This window comes from Micromonospora sp. NPDC047812 (genome assembly GCF_040704175.1).
Lineage (GTDB): Bacteria > Actinomycetota > Actinomycetes > Mycobacteriales > Micromonosporaceae > Micromonospora.
In genome coordinates, this window is record NZ_JBEYRY010000013.1 from 101,390 (window position 1) to 115,987 (window position 14,598).

Consider the following 14,598-nt stretch of genomic DNA (forward strand, 5'->3'; position numbering starts at 1 on the left):
CGCTGTCAGGCGCCGCGCGTCGGGGCGGAGGCGGGCGCCGCCACCGCGTCGGGCACCGGACCCGACCCGGTACGGGCGCCCGGGACCGCACCGGTCGCCGGCACCGGATCGGCACCCGGGGCCGCACCGGTGGCCGGGGCGCGGTGGCGGGCCCGCCAGGCCGGCAGGTAGAGCGGCGCGGCGAGGGCCAGCACCACGGCCCCGACCAGCATCGCGGCGCTGACGCTGACCGTGTCGGCGAGCGCCGTCAGCACGATGGCGCCGACCGCGAAGCCGGGCTGGCCCATCATCGAGTTCAGCGAGAGCACGCTGGTCCGGTACGGGCCGTCGACCTGCCGGTGCAGCAGCCCCATGTGCAGCGGGTTGGACGCGCCGTGCACGGTGTAGCAGGCCAGGTAGGCGACCAGCACCCCGACCGGCCCGGCCAGCAGGCTCATCCCGACGATGGTCGCGCCCTGCACGATCCGCAGCAGGGCGGCGCTCGGCGCGGCACCCAGCCACCGCAGCAGCAGCGGGGTGAGCGCCGCGCCGGCCGCGCCGGCGAGCCAGGCCGCCGAGCTGGCGGGCCCCAGCAGCGCCGCCGCCCGGTCCGGATCGCCGACCACCTCGGCCAGTCGGACCGGCAGCAGCGACTCGAAGGTGACCATCCCGAAGCCCCAGAACAACTCCACGCAGACCAGGGCGAGCAGCACCCGGGAGCGGCGCAGCAGCCCGAACGCCTGCCCGACCATCCGGGGCGCCTCGACGACCGACGCCCGCAGCGCGCCGGCGCCCCGGCCCGGGCGGACCTCGACCAGCAGCACCAGCAGGGCGACCAGGGCCGCCGCCTGGAGCGCGATCGCGACCAGCACCGGCACGGTCAGCGCGCTGATGGGCCCGACCGGCCCCAGCGCGACCAGGCCGCCGCCGAGCAGGGCGCCGGCGGCCATGGCGACGCCGACGACGGTCCCGGCGTGGCCGAGGCCCGGTTCGTACTCGGCGTCCGGGTCGGCGGCGAGCGTGGCGTCGACGTACCAGGACTCCATCGGGCCGCTGTCGAGCGCGCGGAAGACGCCCTGCAACGCCCAGACCAGGAAGAACAGCGCGAACGAGTCGGCCACGGCGAAGAGCGCGAGCGACGCGAGGTTGACCAGCCAGGCCACCATCAGCACCGGGCGGCGCCCGAGGGCGTCGGCGAGGCCGCCGGTGGGCAGCTCCAGGGCCAGCACGACGAGGCCCTGGGCGACCGTCACCAGGCCGATCTGCGACAGTGTCAGACCGCGCTCCTGCATCAGCAGGATCATCACCGGGACCATCAGGCCGGTGGGCAGCCAGCGCAGGCCGTGCAGCACCAGGAAGCGGCGCCGGACCTGGCGTACGGACAGGGCGCTCACCGCCCCTCCTCCACCCGGGGGAACGCGGCCAGGAAGACGAGCACCGACTCCGCTTCCGGCTCGTCGGCCACCGGTTCGTCACGGTAGCGCTCGATCAGCTGCCACACCTCGTCGTTCAGGGCCCGCAGGCGTGCCGGGCCGAGCCTGAGCAGCACGTCGCTCATCCCGGCCGCGTCGCGCCACTGCCGGGAGTAGCCGTGCTCGACGGCCATCCAGCGCTCGGCCTGCTCGGCCAGCAGCCGCACCTGGTCGGCCTGGATCCACTGCACCGCCGCCCGGGCGTCCGGGTCGTCGTCGAAGTCGGTCGGCTCGAAGTCGCTGATGTCGTGCGCCGCCCGCCACCACCGCTGCCGGCCGGTGCCCCGGTCGGGGTCCTCCGTCACCAGCCCCACCTCGGCGAGCTGGCGCAGGTGGTAGCTGGTCGCCCCGGTGTTGGTGTCCAGCTTCCCGGCCAGCGTGGTCGCGGTCGCGGGACCGTCCACGCGCAGCGTGCCGAGCAGCCGCATCCGCAGCGGATGGGCGAGGGTGCGCACCTGCCGGGCGTCCAGGCGGACGGTACGCGGGGCGGTGGGTCGCTCGTTCTCCATGGATGCACAATAGCTGTGCACAGTTACTGTGCACAATAGTTGTGCATAGAAACTGTGCGTCATCGGCGCGGGGCCCGGGCGGGTCAGGGAATCAGCAGTTCGCGCACCCCCCGCAGGCGGGTGCGGAGCAGCCCGGCGGCGCGGGTGGAGTCGAGGCGCACCTCGGCCGGACGGAGCACGCCGGCGGCGGCGCCGGTGGTGGTCTTCATGCCCGTCGGCAGACCTCGCCGCCGAGGTACCCGCTGGCTCCCACCACGAGCAGCGGCAAGTCCCCTCCCTCCCCCTCAGCTCCTCACTCCCACGGACGACCAAGAGGTTTGCGTCATGTCTTCGCGCGGATCATGACGCAAACCTCTTGGTCGACACACGAGCGCGAGCCGGGGGCCGGGCCCGGGACGGGGAGGCGTCGGTCAGGTGGGGTCGGCGACCGGGGCGGCCGGGCCGGCCGTGCCGGTGTGCGGCGCCGCCGCGGCCTTCGGCTTGGCGTCGATGCCGGCCTCGGCGCGCTGCTGGCCGGTGATCGGCGTCGGCGCACCGGTCAGCGGGTCGAAGCCGCCCCGGGTCTTCGGGAAGGCGATGACCTCGCGGATCGAGTCCGCGCCGGCGAGCAGCATGCAGACCCGGTCCCAGCCGAACGCGATGCCGCCGTGCGGCGGGGCGCCGTACTTGAACGCCTCCAGCAGGAAGCCGAACTTGTCCTGCGCCTCCTCGGGGGTGATGCCGAGCAGGTCGAAGACCCGCTTCTGCACGTCGCCCCGGTGGATACGGATGGAGCCGCCGCCGATCTCGTTGCCGTTGCAGACGATGTCGTACGCGTACGCCAGCGCGCGGTCCGGCGCCTCCTCGAACAGGTCCACCCACTCGGCGTTCGGCGAGGTGAACGGGTGGTGCACCGCCGTCCAGCCGCCCTCGTCCGTACGCTCGAACATGGGCGCGTCGACCACCCAGCAGAACGCCCAGGCGCTCTCGTCGACCAGCCCGGCCCGCTTGGCGATCTCGATGCGGGCCGCGCCCAACAGCTCCTGCGCCTCGCGGGTGTTCGTGCTGGCGGCGAAGAAGACCGCGTCGCCCGGCTTGGCGCCGACCGCGTCGGCGAGCCCGCCCAGGTGCTCGGCGGAGAGGTTCTTCGCCACCGGCCCGCGCGCCTCGCCGGTCTCGGCGTCGAGCACCACGTACGCCAGGCCGCGCGCGCCGCGCGCCTTGGCCCAGTCCTGCCAGCCGTCGAGTTCCTTGCGGCTCTGCGACGCGCCGCCGGGCATGACGACCGCGCCGACGTAGCCGCCCGCGTCGATCGCGCCGGCGAAGACCCGGAACTCGGTGCCGCGCAGGTACTCGGTCAGCTCGGTCAGCTCGACGCCGTAGCGCAGGTCGGGCTTGTCGGAGCCGTAGCGGGCCATCGCGTCGTGCCAGGTGATGCGCGGGATCGGCCGGGAGATCTCGTGGCCGGCCAGGTCCTTCCAGAGCGCCGAGACGATCGCCTCGCCGAGGTCGATGACGTCGTCCTCGGTGACGAAGGACATCTCGATGTCGAGCTGGGTGAACTCGGGCTGCCGGTCGGCGCGGAAGTCCTCGTCGCGGTAGCAGCGGGCGATCTGGTAGTACCGCTCCATGCCGCCGACCATCAGCAGCTGCTTGAACAGCTGCGGCGACTGCGGCAGCGCGTACCAGCTGCCGGGCTGAAGGCGCACCGGCACCAGGAAGTCGCGCGCGCCCTCCGGAGTGGACCGGGTCAGCGTCGGGGTCTCGATCTCCAGGAAGTCCCGCTCGTGCAGCACCGTGCGGGCGAGCTGGTTGGCCCGCGAGCGCAGCCGCATCGCCTTCGCCGGGCCGCTGCGGCGCAGGTCGAGGTAGCGGTAGCGCAGCCGGATGTCGTCGCCGGCCTCGACCTGGTCGTCCACCGGCAGGGGCAGCGGCGCCGCCTCGGAGAGCACCTCCAACTCGGCGGCGGTCACCTCGATCTCGCCGGTCGGCAGCTCCGGGTTCTCGTTGCCCTCGGGGCGGCGGGTCACCTCGCCGGTCACCCGGACGCAGAACTCGTTGCGCAGCGCGTGCGCGTCCTCCTCGCGGAACACCACCTGGACCACGCCGGAGCCGTCGCGCAGGTCGACGAAGATCACGCCGCCGTGGTCGCGCCGGCGGGCCACCCACCCGGCGAGCGTCACCGTGGTGCCGGCGTCCGTCGCGCGCAGGCTGCCGGCGTCATGGGTACGGATCACGACTAGCGTCTCCTCATCTGCGGTACACCGTTACCCCTGGCATTCTGTCAGTCCTCCCCCGCACCCCGTTGCGGGGTGAGGGGGAGGCGGGCTCCGGCGGCGACGCGGATCCGTGCACGCCCCTACAGCGGGATGTCCCAGGCCTTCGCGGTCAGCACCACCGTGCCGTCGTCGTTGACGTCGGTGACCTGCACCAGTGCCATCTTCCAGGTGTCGCCGCGCTCCTGTGCTTCGTTGAGGGCAGTCTTGACGCACAGCACCACGCCCTTGCGGGCGGGCACGTTGATGTCCTGGCCGATCGAGCCCTTCACGATCCGTTCGTTGCAGTCCACGGCGCTGAGCATCGCGGCGTCGACCTGGGCTCCCCTCGCCCCCGCGGCAAGGTTGAAGTACGACGAGTCGCCGCCGCAGCGGGCGGTGAACCGGAGCTCCTCGCCGTCGGTGACCCGCACCTCCGGCTTGTCCAGGTCGATGTCGAGGTCGCTGCCGCAACTGGCCCGCAGCGTGAGGCGCTCGTCGACGTACTTCTCCTTGTACTGGGTCTGCGGATTGAGGGATGGTTCGGTGCTCCCGTCCGGCGTCGGCCCCGTAGGCGGCTCCGCTCCGCTGGGTTCGGACGCCGGCGCGGTCGGCGCTTCCGACGGCGCGTCGGTGCCGGGCGGCGGGGCACCGGTGCGTCCCGCGCCGGCCGCCTGGGCGATGTCCCGGGCGTCGTCGGCCTGATCGAGGGCCCGCAGCGACAGCACCGCGGCCAGCAGGCCGAGGATGACAGCCAGCGCGGCGGCCCCGACGGCCACGAGCGGCAATCGGCTACCGCCGCGCGGCTTCGGCGCTGCCGAACCGCCCGTGCCCGGGGGCGGCGAGACCGGGGGGCCCTGCTGGTCCGAGGTCATCTTGGTGGCTCCTCACGTCGGGGTGGCCGTTCGGCCGCCGCCCGGGCCTGATGCGCGGCAGCCGCCGGGCACGGGGCGCATTTATCCCAGAAAGCCAGCAAGACCGCTGTCAGCAACCCGTCACCCGCCGAAATCGCCGCCTCACCGCCGAGTCGGGATAATGAACCGCCCCCCATCGATCTTGTGCAGGTGAGTTCCCATGACCGAGCCGGTACCCGGCACCGATTCCCCCCGCCGCCGGCGGGGGTTGACGCCGGGCGAGAAGACCGGCGCGGTGATCGGTCTGGCCAGCCTGCTCGTCGCCGTACTCGCCTGGCAGTGGCCCCGGCAGGGTCAGGATCGGCAGCCCACGCCGCCCCCGACCCCGCCCCGGGCGACGACGAGCACCAGCGCGCCCGGCACCGTTCCCGCGCCCCCCGGCACCGGCCCCGCCGGCCGTACGTATCTGGACGCGCTGACGCCCGAGGCCGGCAGCCCTTACCTGCAACCGCTACCGCGCGCGCTGGCCGGCCGCGCCGACCTGCCGCATCCGGTCGTGCTCTCCTGCCCGACCAACGACGGCGAGGACCGCAGCCGTTCGGTCAGCTACCCGCTCAAGCGTCGCTACCTGGACTTTTCCACCACCTTCCGGGCCTGGTACCCGCCTGGCGAGGACCCGGAGTCCGCCGTGCGCATCAGCGCCGTGGTGACCGTCCGGCAGGCCGACGACACCCTGACCCGGCAACCCCGGCCGGGCCGGACGACCACGATGTCCCGACCGGCGGAGTCGCTGTCCTTCTCCGTGGAGGGGGCCGACCTGCTCACGCTGACGGTGGAGTGCGACCTCGTCGGCGGGGTGGCCATCCTGGCTGACGCCGGGCTCAGCCGCTGACGGCGGTGCCGGCGGCTGGTCGCGCGCCGGGATCGTCAGTCGCGTGGGTCGGCCGGCAGGAGGTGGTTCACCACGATCTCCCCGACGGTCAGTGCCCGGGCCCGCTCCTCGACCCCACGGTCGGCGCCGGTGAGCCGGCCGCCGTGCTGGCGCAGGTGTTCCTCCCAGGAGGGCACCTGGTAGACCTCGACGAAGCCGTCCGCCCGTTCGCCCGTGCGGAACAGGCCCCAGCGCATCGCCCCCGTACGCCGTCGGGACCGCCCCACCAGGCGCATCGCCGCGACGAACTCCGCCTGCCGCGCCGGCGGCACCGTGTAGGAGACGGTCACCAGCACCGGCCCGCTGCGCGGGTCCGCGGGCAGCGTCAGGTGCGGCTCGGGCCACCAGACCGCCGGGTCCCGGTCGAGGCCCCGGGTCTCGCGCAGCGGCCAGAGCGGCACGGTCACCGCGCCGACGGCCATCGTCCCGGCCGCCACGGCGAGCGCCACCACGAGGCTGGTCAGCTCGCCTAGCGCACCCCAGGCGACCGCGCCGAGCGCCTGCCCGCCGGCGAAGACCATCTGGTAGACCGAGAGGCCGCGGGCGCGTACCCAGCCGGGCAGGAAGAGCTGCATGGCGGCGTTGACGCTCGACAGCACGGTCATCCAGGCCATGCCGGCGGGCACCAGGGCCAGGGCCACCGGCACCGGGCCCGGCGCCAGGGCGAGCACCACCAGGACGGCGGCGTAGACCAGGCCGGCCAGTAGCAGGAGCCGGTTGGTGCTGAGCGCCAGCCGGATCCGGGGCAGCACGAGGGCGCCGGCCACCGCGCCGACGCCGAGCGCGGCGAGCAGCACGCCGTACCCGCCCGCGCCCAGGTGCAGGCGGCGGCTCGCGACCAGGGGCAGCAGCGCCCACAGTGCGCTGCCGGGCACCACGAACAGCGCCGCGCGCAGCAGGATCCGGCGGACGACCGGAGAGTGCCGCACGTACCGGCCGCCGGCGCGCAGCGCGGCCGTGAACCGCTCGGGCAGGTCGTCACCGCCGGTCCGTTCGGGCCGCCAGCGCAGCAGGGCCAGCGCGAAGATGGCGAACGACACCGCGTTGACGGCGAAGACGGTGGCGACGCCGGCCCGGGCGACCAGCACGCCGGCCACCGCCGGTCCGACCGCGCGGGCCAGGTTCACGCTGATCGACCCGAGCGCCGAGGCCGAGACGAGCTGGGAGCGGGGCACCAGCTCGGGGATGACCGCCTGCCAGGCGGGCAGGGTCAGCGCCTGGCCGACGCCGAGCGCGAAGGTGAGGGTGAGCAGCAGCGCCGGCGGCATCCGGCCGGCGGCGGTGAGGCCCGCCAGCAGTACGCCGACGGCGGCCAGGAAGCACTGCACGCCGATCAGCAGCCGGCGGCGGTCGAGGGTGTCCGCCAACGCGCCGGCGGGCAGGGCGAGCAGCAGCACGGGCAGCATGCTGGCGGTCTGCACCAGCGACACCAGGGTCGAGGCGTTGGCCTCGTCGACGAGCAGCCACTGGGCGCCGACGGTCTGCATCCAGGTGCCCACGTTGCTGGCCAGCACCGCCAGCCAGAGGCTGCGGAACGCGGCGAGTCGCAGCGGGGCCCAGGCGGACGCGGTGGCGTCGGCGGGCGGGGTCACGGGGGCGCTCACCGACGGGAACGTACCCCGACCTGCCCGCTGCAGTCCGGCGAACCGCTCCGGGCACGCGGACGGGCCGCCGGGATCACCCGGCGGCCCGTTGCGGTGCGATGGATCAGAAGACGCTGACGCCGTAGCGGCTCAGCGCCTCGGTGACCGGCTGGAAGTAGGTGGTGCCGCCGGAGGAGCAGTTGCCGCTGCCGCCGGAGGTCAGGCCCAGCGCGGTGGAGCCGCTGAACAGCGAGCCGCCGCTGTCGCCCGGCTCGGCGCAGACGTTGGTGCGGATCAGGCCGGAGACCGAGCCCTCGGCGTAGTTCACCGTGGCGTTGAGCGCGGTCACCGAGCCGCCACGCAGGCCGGTGGTGCTGCCGGAGCGCTGCACCGACTGGCCGACGTAGGCGTTGCCGGCGGCGGTGATGTCCCGGTAGCTGCCGTTGTAGAGGTAGACGTTGCCGGCGGCGTTGGCGGAGTTGTTGTGCCGCACGATGCCGTAGTCGTTGCCGGGGAAGCTGCTGCCGGTGCGGCTGCCCAGCAGGTTGGTCTGGGCGGAGTTGCTGTACCAGCTGGCCGAGATGTTGGTGCAGTGCCCGGCGGTCAGGAAGTAGTAGGTGCTGCCGCTGCGGACGTTGAAGCCGAGCGAGCAGCGGCCGCCGCCACCGGCGTAGATGGCCTGGCCGCCGGAGATGCGGGTGCCGAGCACGCCGGCCTCGGACTCGATCCGGATCGCGCCGTTCATCCGCTCGGCGGCGGCCTTGACGCGCTCCAGCTTGGCGCCGGTGACGGTGCTGTCGACGGAGACGACGACCTGGTTGGTGGCCGGGTCGGTCCACCACGCGGTGCCGGGGATCTTGGCGGAGCGGTCCAGCTCCGAGGTGGCCCGGGCCAGCTCGCTGGCGCCGCGCTTGACCATCTTCGGGATGGCGCCGGCGGCACTGACCTGCCGGGCGGCGAGCGCGTCGGTCACGGTGACGACCATCTTGCCGTTGGCGTCGGCGTAGGTGCCGGCGGACCGGTCGCCGAGGCGCTCGGCCAGGCCGGCGGCGGCGTCGGGCGAAGCGAACGAGGGTGCGGCCTGGGCGGGCGCGCCGATCAGCGAGCCGGCGACCATGGCGCCGGCCGCGGCGACGACGGCGGCACGACGGAGCGAGGACCTCGTGGGTCGCATGCAACAACCTCCAGAAGGGGGTGACTGACCCGCGCCGGGGCGACACGAGCCGGGAGCAGCCCTGCCGATCTGGGGGTATCGGCCGAGCTCACTGAAGTATTCACATACTTGAGTACGTATGCAAGACCCGACTTTGTCCTTTTCGCCCCGGCTGCCGCGGCCATCGGCCCGAAACATCGTGGACACAGGCGTACGTCTATATGCTCCGCCCATCGTCCCAACATCCGGTACGTGCGACCGGGCAACCCCATGACGGCACCCTGCTGATCGGCGCCGACGCCTCGGCCCCGGCCGGTCCGCCCGCCGACGGTCAACCGGCGCGGCGGCGCGCCCCGGGCCCCGGACGCGGCACCACGTCGCGCGGCCGCGCGACCTCGTGCCCGCGCTCGCAGCGCAGCTCGACGCGGACCTCGCCGCCACAGTCGCGGTGCGCGACCGTCAGCGGCGAGCCCTCCGGGTCGGCGAGGTAGCGGTCCCCCCAGCCGAGGACGGCGACCAGCACCGGCCACAGGTCGAGCCCCATCCCGGTCAGCCGGTACTCGTGGCGCTCGCGGCTGCCTGGCTCCCGGTAGGGCTCGCGCCGCAGGACGCCCCGCTCCACCAGCATCGCCAGCCGGTTGGTCAGCACCTGCCGGGGAACGCCGGTGCGCACCCGCATGTCGTCGAAGCGGCGGACGCCGTTGAAGACCTCGCGCAGGACGACGAGGGTCCACCGTTCGCCGAGGATCTCCATCGCCCGGGCGATGGTGCAGTTCTCCACCGACCAGTCCAGTGCCGCGGGTCTCATGCGCTCCAGGCTAGGTCTGATTGACAGACTCAGCAACGCGCTGCCAGGCTGAGTCCATGACGCAGACGCAGGATCCGGCGCGCAGCCGCACCTTCTCGTGGTCCGACCCGGGCATCAACGCCGCGCACGTCGGCCGGCGCGGCGGCCTGGAGCTGCTCCGCGCGATGATCGCCGGCGAGCTGGCGGCGCCGCCCATCATGCACCTGGTCGACATGTCCCGGATGGAGGCCGACGAGGGGTGGGTGGCCGTCGAACTCGTCCCGCAGGAGTTCCATTACAACCCGCTCGGCACCGTGCACGGCGGGGTCATCTCCACCCTGCTGGACACCGCCGCGGCGTGCGCGGTGCACACCACCCTGCCGGCCGGGGTCGGCTACACCTCGCTGGACCTGAACGTGAAGTTCCTCCGCCCGGTCACCGTCGCGAGCGGCACGCTGCGCTGCGAGGGCACCGTCCTGCAGAGTGGTCGCCGCACGGCCCTGGCGGAGGCGAGGCTGCTCGACGCGAAGGCGCGCCTGGTCGCCCACGCCACCTCGACCTGCCTCCTCTTCCCCCTGGACCCCGCGCCCACCGAGTAGTCGACCACGCAGTCGTGGTGCCGGGATGCCGGCGACCCAGGCGTTCCGTCCCCCGCCACGACTGCGTGATCGACGGCCCTGTCGCGAAGACCGGGTCAGCGGGCGGCCAGGCGGGCGGCGCGGGCGTCGCGCTTCTCCTCGAAGCGGGAGGCGGCGCGCTCCAGGTCGTCGAGGTGCGCCGCGATCTCGTCGCGGGCGGCCTCGCCGTCGGCGTCGAGCCCGGTCACGTTGAACACGTCCCACTGGCGCAGCACCGGCGCCACCACGTCGTCGCGGTGCTGGCGCAGGTCGTAGATGCCGGCGAGGGCGATCGCCACGGACTTGCGGGCGAAGCCGTCGATGCCGTTGCCGGGCATCTGGAAGTCGGCCACCACGTCGGCGACCGCCCGCATCGCCTGGCTCGGCGCCAGCTCGAAGGCCCCGGCCAGCAGGTTGCGGTAGAAGACCATGTGCAGGTTCTCGTCGGCCGCGACCCGGGCCAGCAGCGCCTCGCACGCCGGGTCGCCGGTGACCCGACCGGTGTTGCGGTGCGAGATCCGGGTGGCCAGCTCCTGGAACGAGACGTACGCCAGGGAGTGCAGCACCTCGTCGTCGTGGACGTTGGCGTAGCCGGCGGACATGTGCGTCATGCGGGCCCGCTCCAGCGCCACCGGGTCCACCGCCCGGGTGACGGTGAGGTAGTCGCGGATGGCGGTGCCGTGCCGCCCCTCCTCGGCGGTCCACCGGTGCACCCAGGTGCCCCAGGCGCCGTCGCGGCCGAACAGGGTGGCGATCTCGTGGTGGTACGAGGGCAGGTTGTCCTCGGTCAGCAGGTTGACGATCAGCGCGGTACGGGCCACGTCGGGGATCGTCGAGTCGCTCTCCGCCCACGCCTCGCCGCCCAGCGGCCCGTCGAAGGTGCGCCCCTCGCTCCACGGCACGTACTCGTGCGGGAACCACTCCTTGGCGACGGCCAGGTGCCGTTCGAGGTTCTTCTCGACGACCGGTTCCAGTTCGAGAAGCAGTGCGGTCTGGCTGAGTGCGGTCACGACGATCTCCCTACGGTGGCGTAACTTACGCCACCGTAGGTCCGATCGCTCGTACGCGCCAGTAATGTCTCAGCTGACCAGCGGCCTGAGGTCCGCCCGGGGCGGCGTCCACTCCCCCGCCGCGGCGGCGGCCTGCTCGCCGGAACGGATGTCCTTCACCTCGTCGGCCGCGCCGTCCACCCCGGGGAACCAGACGTACGGGATGCCCCGCCGCTCGGCGTAGCGGATCTGCTTGCCGAACTTCGCCGCGCTCGGCGACACTTCGGTCGGCACGCCCCGCGACCGCAGCGCCTCGGCCACCCGGTTGCTGGCGGCGCGCTGCTCCTCGCTGGTCACCGCGACCAGGACGCAGGTCGGCACGTCCCGCGACACCGTCAGCGCGCCGGCGCCGAAGAGCAGCCCCAGCAGCCGGGTCACCCCGATCGAGATGCCCACCCCCGGGAAGCGGGTGGCGCCGGCGCTGGCCAGGTTGTCGTACCGGCCGCCGGAGCAGATCGAGCCGAACCGCTCGTAGCCGACCATCTGCGTCTCGTAGACCGTGCCGGTGTAGTAGTCCAGGCCCCGGGCGATGCGCAGGTCGGCCACGCACAGACCCGGGGAGTGCGCGGCGGCGGTCTCCACCACCCGGACCAGCTCCTCGACGCCCTCGTCGAGCATCGGGTCGCTGACGCCCAGCGCGCGGACGGCGTCGGCGAAGGAGGCGTCCGGGGCGGAGATCTCCGCCAGCGACAGGACCGCCTTGGCCTGCGCCTCGCTCGCCCCGGCGGTCTGCGCCAGCAGCTCGGCCACCTTCGCCGGGCCGATCTTGTCGAGCTTGTCCACCGCGCGTAGGGCCGACTCCGGGTCGGTCAGCCCGATGCCCCGGTAGAAGCCCTCGCAGATCTTGCGGTTGTTGACCTGGATCCTCACCGGCGGGATCGGCAGCGAGCGCAGCGCGTCGCCGATCACCAGCGGCATCTCCGCCTCGTGGTGCGGGGCGAGGGTGTCGCGGTCGACGATGTCGATGTCGGCCTGGAGGAACTCGCGGTAGCGCCCCTCCTGCGGCCGCTCGCCCCGCCACACCTTCTGGATCTGGTAGCGGCGGAACGGGAACTGCAGCTTGCCGGCGTTCTCCAGCACGTAGCGGGCGAACGGCACGGTCAGGTCGAAGTGCAGGCCGAGCGCGTCGTCGCCGGCCGGGCCCTCGACGTCGGCCTGAAGCCGCCGGATCAGGTAGACCTCCTTGGAGGTCTCCCCCTTGCGCAACAGCTGGTCCAGCGGCTCCACCGCGCGGGTCTCCAGCGGGGCGAAGCCGTACAGCTCGAAGGTGTCGCGGATCCTGTCGAGGACGTACTGCTCGATCATCCGCTGCGCGGGCGTCCACTCCGGGAAGCCGGAGATGGGCGTGGGCTTGCTCATGATGCTCCGTTCGCGGTCCCGCGCGGTCGGCGCGGGCGAAGAGTCGGCGCGGCCGGCCACGGCCGCGGGGCGAGAAGTCGGTGCGGCCGGCTGGAGGCCGCGGGGCGAGACGTCGGTGCGGCCGGTCAGAGGCCGCGGGCGGGGGCCGTCGGTCGCGCGCCGCCACCCGCCACCTCGAGGAGGTACGGGTTGGTCGCGCGCTCGCGGCCGATGGTGGTCGCGGGGCCGTGGCCGGGCAGCACGACGGTGTCGTCGGCCAGCGGGAGGATCTTGTCCCGGAGGCTGGTGACCATCCTCGTCATGCTGCCGCCCGGCAGGTCGGTGCGGCCGATGGAGCCGGCGAACAGGACGTCGCCCGAGAGGCAGAGCTGCTCCGCCTCCCACGACGAGCCGGCGGCCGGCAGTCGGAAGAGCACCGACCCGCCGGTATGGCCCGGGGCGTGGTCGACGGTGATCTCCAACCCGGCGAGGGCGAGCGTGGCGCCGTCGGTCAGCTCGGCGACGTCCTCCGGCTCGGTGTACGGCAGCCGCCCACCGAAGAGCGAGGTGAGATCCGCCGACAGCCCCTTGGCCGGGTCGGCGAGCATCTCGCGGTCGCCCGGGTGCACGTACGCGGTGATGCCGCGTGCGCCGCAGACCGGCGCCACCGAGAACGTGTGGTCGAGGTGGCCGTGGGTGAGCAGGACGGCGGCCGGGTGCAGCCGATGCTCGGCCAGCAGGGCGTCGAGCCGGTCGAGCACCCCGATGCCGGGATCGACCACCACGCACTGCTCCCCCGGCGCGGCGGCGACCACGTAGCAGTTGGTGCCGAAGGCGTCCGCGGGAAAGCCGGCCACGAGCACGTCCGCTCCCCTTCCGTCGAGCTTGTTCCCCGTCCGCAGCCTATCGGGCGGGGCGAGGAGGTTCTGCGCGTGCGTCCGAGGCGTCCCGCGTGGCGCCGATCGGGTGCGTCCCGCGCGGCGGGGCGGCGACGATCTCGTGCGTCCCGTGGGCCCGACCGGGCCCAGTGACGCGTTCCGATAAACCCGGCCCGGACCTCGTACACCACTTTCCCAGCCGGTAGCCGTACACTCTGGCGGGCGTGTGGCGTGGCGCACCCGCCGTCGAACGGGCGCAGGACGCCCGACCACCGGTGACGACCAGGGTAGAGGAAGGGGAGCACGGGTGGCTTCCAGCAGGGACCGGCAGCGCAAACTGGCGCGCGCCAAGCTCGACCGGCAACTCGCCCGCCGGGCCGCCGCCGTCAAACGCCGTCGGCAGATCCAGGCCGGCGTCGGCGTCGCCGTCGTCCTCGCGCTGATCGTGGCCGGCTCGGCGTGGGCGCTGGGCGCCTTCGACGAGGAGCCGAAGGAGAACACGGCCGCCGAGGACGTCTGCCTGTGGACGCCGCAGGACGCCACCGCGAACACCAACCTCAAGGACGTCGGCACCCCGGCCACCCAGGGACTGCCCACCGACGGCGTACGCCCGATGACGGTCACCACCAACCAGGGCGCGCCGATCACCGTCGAGCTGGACCTGGCCGGCGCCCCGTGCGCGGCGGCGAGCATCGCCCACCTGGCCAGCCGGTCGTTCTACGACAACACCAAGTGCCACGAGATCACCGCCGAGGGCGCGGTGCGCTGCGGCGACCCGAGCGGCACCGGGCTCGGCGGCCCCACCTACTCGTTCTACGACGAGAACGTCCCCACCGCGCCGTCGCCGTCGGCGAGCCCCGCGGCCGGCCAGCCCGCGACCTACCCGAAGGGCACGGTCGCGATGATCGCCAACCCGCCGGGCGCCAACGGCAGCCAGTTCCTGATGTTCTTCAAGGACTTCACGACGGCCGACCCGAAGTACCCGGTCATCGGCCGGGTCACCGGTGGGATCGACGTGGTGGCGAAGATCGGTGCCAAGCCGACCGTGGACAATGGCACGGGGGCCAAGGTCAAGCCCAAGGACGACGACGTGGTCGTGCAGAGCCTGACCGTCGGTGAGCCCGTGGCGCAGGGGACCTCGGCGCCGGCACCGTCCGCTTCGGGCGCTCCGGCGGCCAGCCCGAGCGCCGGCTGACCCGGCCGCCCCACCAATC

Annotated in this window: 14 protein-coding genes; 3 read left to right on the forward strand and 11 right to left on the reverse strand. The window is 73.6% G+C overall.

Going from position 1 to position 14,598, the window contains the following annotated elements:
• Positions 1–5 precede the first annotated feature (5 nt).
• From AB0883_RS28400 to AB0883_RS28420, 5 genes are all read right to left on the reverse strand, one after another.
• On the reverse strand, positions 6–1,373 hold the full coding sequence (locus AB0883_RS28400) for an MFS transporter (RefSeq protein WP_366644362.1): 1,368 nt from the start codon (positions 1,371–1,373) through the stop codon (positions 6–8).
• Positions 1,370–1,960 (reverse strand): helix-turn-helix domain-containing protein, encoded by a 591-nt coding sequence (locus AB0883_RS28405; RefSeq protein ID WP_366644363.1) that lies wholly within the window; start codon positions 1,958–1,960, stop codon positions 1,370–1,372. Before AB0883_RS28405 ends, AB0883_RS28400 begins: the two co-directional genes overlap by 4 nt.
• An 83-nt stretch (positions 1,961–2,043) precedes the next feature.
• On the reverse strand, positions 2,044–2,169 hold the full coding sequence (locus AB0883_RS28410; protein WP_366644364.1) for a hypothetical protein: 126 nt from the start codon (positions 2,167–2,169) through the stop codon (positions 2,044–2,046).
• 201 nt (positions 2,170–2,370) lie between these two features.
• The gene (aspS, locus tag AB0883_RS28415) at positions 2,371–4,176 is read right to left on the reverse strand and encodes an aspartate--tRNA ligase (RefSeq protein ID WP_366644365.1); all 1,806 of its coding nucleotides are present in this window, start codon (positions 4,174–4,176) and stop codon (positions 2,371–2,373) included.
• A gap of 122 nt (positions 4,177–4,298) precedes the next feature.
• Positions 4,299–5,069, reverse strand: a complete 771-nt coding sequence (locus AB0883_RS28420) for a hypothetical protein (protein WP_366644366.1) — start codon at positions 5,067–5,069, stop codon at positions 4,299–4,301.
• A 199-nt stretch (positions 5,070–5,268) separates the two neighbouring features.
• Between AB0883_RS28420 and AB0883_RS28425 the strand changes: the two genes are divergently transcribed.
• On the forward strand, positions 5,269–5,940 hold the full coding sequence (locus AB0883_RS28425; RefSeq protein WP_366644367.1) for a hypothetical protein: 672 nt from the start codon (positions 5,269–5,271) through the stop codon (positions 5,938–5,940).
• 35 nt (positions 5,941–5,975) lie between these two features.
• On the opposite strand, the gene AB0883_RS28430 is transcribed toward AB0883_RS28425, so the two are convergent.
• From AB0883_RS28430 to AB0883_RS28440, 3 genes are all read right to left on the reverse strand, one after another.
• On the reverse strand, positions 5,976–7,583 hold the full coding sequence (locus AB0883_RS28430; RefSeq protein ID WP_366644368.1) for an MFS transporter: 1,608 nt from the start codon (positions 7,581–7,583) through the stop codon (positions 5,976–5,978).
• A gap of 103 nt (positions 7,584–7,686) precedes the next feature.
• The gene (locus AB0883_RS28435; RefSeq protein ID WP_366644369.1) at positions 7,687–8,736 is read right to left on the reverse strand and encodes a S1 family peptidase; all 1,050 of its coding nucleotides are present in this window, start codon (positions 8,734–8,736) and stop codon (positions 7,687–7,689) included.
• A 310-nt stretch (positions 8,737–9,046) separates the two neighbouring features.
• Complete coding sequence (locus AB0883_RS28440) at positions 9,047–9,523, reverse strand: helix-turn-helix domain-containing protein (RefSeq protein WP_366644370.1); 477 nt, start codon at positions 9,521–9,523, stop codon at positions 9,047–9,049.
• 56 nt (positions 9,524–9,579) lie between these two features.
• On the opposite strand from AB0883_RS28440, the gene AB0883_RS28445 reads away from it, so the two are divergent.
• Positions 9,580–10,101, forward strand: coding sequence for a PaaI family thioesterase (locus AB0883_RS28445; protein WP_366644371.1), 522 nt, complete (start codon positions 9,580–9,582; stop codon positions 10,099–10,101).
• A 95-nt stretch (positions 10,102–10,196) separates the two neighbouring features.
• On the opposite strand, the gene AB0883_RS28450 is transcribed toward AB0883_RS28445, so the two are convergent.
• The 3 genes from AB0883_RS28450 to AB0883_RS28460 form a co-directional block, all read right to left on the reverse strand.
• On the reverse strand, positions 10,197–11,129 hold the full coding sequence (locus tag AB0883_RS28450; protein WP_366644372.1) for an acyl-ACP desaturase: 933 nt from the start codon (positions 11,127–11,129) through the stop codon (positions 10,197–10,199).
• A 69-nt stretch (positions 11,130–11,198) separates the two neighbouring features.
• Positions 11,199–12,527 (reverse strand): histidine--tRNA ligase, encoded by a 1,329-nt coding sequence (gene hisS / locus AB0883_RS28455; RefSeq protein WP_366644373.1) that lies wholly within the window; start codon positions 12,525–12,527, stop codon positions 11,199–11,201.
• A gap of 125 nt (positions 12,528–12,652) precedes the next feature.
• Entirely contained in the window at positions 12,653–13,369 is a 717-nt protein-coding gene (locus AB0883_RS28460) for an MBL fold metallo-hydrolase (protein WP_366644374.1), read from the reverse strand.
• Between the two features lie 322 nt (positions 13,370–13,691).
• On the opposite strand from AB0883_RS28460, the gene AB0883_RS28465 reads away from it, so the two are divergent.
• Positions 13,692–14,579, forward strand: a complete 888-nt coding sequence (locus AB0883_RS28465) for a peptidylprolyl isomerase (RefSeq protein ID WP_366644375.1) — start codon at positions 13,692–13,694, stop codon at positions 14,577–14,579.
• Positions 14,580–14,598: the final 19 nt, after the last annotated feature.

What these genes read in the sequence shown, in the direction of transcription:
- AB0883_RS28405 (WP_366644363.1), bottom strand. Translation starts at nt 1,960, where the DNA reads ATGGAGAACGAGCGACCCACCGCCCCGCGTACCGTCCGCCTGGACGCC.
- AB0883_RS28410 (WP_366644364.1), bottom strand. Translation starts at nt 2,169, where the DNA reads ATGAAGACCACCACCGGCGCCGCCGCCGGCGTGCTCCGTCCGGCCGAG.
- AB0883_RS28420 (WP_366644366.1), bottom strand. Translation starts at nt 5,069, where the DNA reads ATGACCTCGGACCAGCAGGGCCCCCCGGTCTCGCCGCCCCCGGGCACG.
- AB0883_RS28425 (WP_366644367.1), top strand. Translation starts at nt 5,269, where the DNA reads ATGACCGAGCCGGTACCCGGCACCGATTCCCCCCGCCGCCGGCGGGGG.
- AB0883_RS28435 (WP_366644369.1), bottom strand. Translation starts at nt 8,736, where the DNA reads ATGCGACCCACGAGGTCCTCGCTCCGTCGTGCCGCCGTCGTCGCCGCG.
- AB0883_RS28440 (WP_366644370.1), bottom strand. Translation starts at nt 9,523, where the DNA reads ATGAGACCCGCGGCACTGGACTGGTCGGTGGAGAACTGCACCATCGCC.
- AB0883_RS28445 (WP_366644371.1), top strand. Translation starts at nt 9,580, where the DNA reads ATGACGCAGACGCAGGATCCGGCGCGCAGCCGCACCTTCTCGTGGTCC.
- hisS (WP_366644373.1), bottom strand. Translation starts at nt 12,527, where the DNA reads ATGAGCAAGCCCACGCCCATCTCCGGCTTCCCGGAGTGGACGCCCGCG.